This window comes from bacterium, assembly GCA_017744355.1.
Lineage (GTDB): Bacteria > Cyanobacteriota > Sericytochromatia > S15B-MN24 > UBA4093 > JAGIBK01.
Map to the genome: position 1 here is coordinate 1 of JAGIBK010000027.1, position 644 is coordinate 644.

The window sequence follows — 644 nt, forward strand, 5'->3', positions numbered from 1 at the left end:
GGTGTGGCCGATGACTGGGGTGAAGTCGTAACAAGGTAGCCGTATCGGAAGGTGCGGCTGGATCACCTCCTTTCTAGAGTGCGCTGCAAGTCAAGCGTCCACACTTATCGGCTGTGAAATAAGAACAGTTATTTGGTGAAGCACGGTCGAAAGGCCGGCTACTGATACTGATCCAAGCGGGTCTGTAGCTCAGCTGGTTAGAGCACCGTGTTGATAACGCGGGGGTCGTTGGTTCGAGCCCAACCAGACCCACCAAGGTTTCGGGGGTTTAGCTCAGCTGGGAGAGCACCTGTTTTGCAAGCAGGGGGTCGTCGGTTCGATCCCGTCAACCTCCACCAAGAAATATCAAACCTAAGTCGGCGTCGAAGGCGTTGAGATTTAGGTTTGGTCTTTTGAAGACTAATGGCTGTTTTTGTTCTTTAACAATCTGGAAGAAGTAAAGATTCATTTAAACGGTTGCCAGGACTTCGGTTCTTGCAAACGTTAATTAAATGGGTGTGATTGTATCAATCATAGTATTACGAAGTGATCTTAAGTTTTAGAAGATTCGCTTTGGAAATACGGCAAACGCTAAACTCAATTATTTCTATAACGCTCTGGCAACAGAGGCTAACGTTATAGGAACAAGCGAATAAGTGCACATG

At 47.0% G+C, this 644-nt stretch carries 2 tRNA genes and 1 rRNA gene; all 3 read left to right on the plus strand.

Annotation, left to right across the window (positions count from 1 at the left end):
• Window positions 1-73 (plus strand): 16S ribosomal RNA (locus J7643_19990); the annotation flags it as partial.
• Window positions 74-178: 105 nt separating this feature from the next.
• Window positions 179-255: transfer RNA gene (locus tag J7643_19995), tRNA-Ile, on the plus strand.
• Window positions 256-262: 7 nt separating this feature from the next.
• A tRNA-Ala gene (locus J7643_20000) sits at window positions 263-338 on the plus strand.
• The last annotated feature ends 306 nt before the right edge of the window (window positions 339-644 follow it).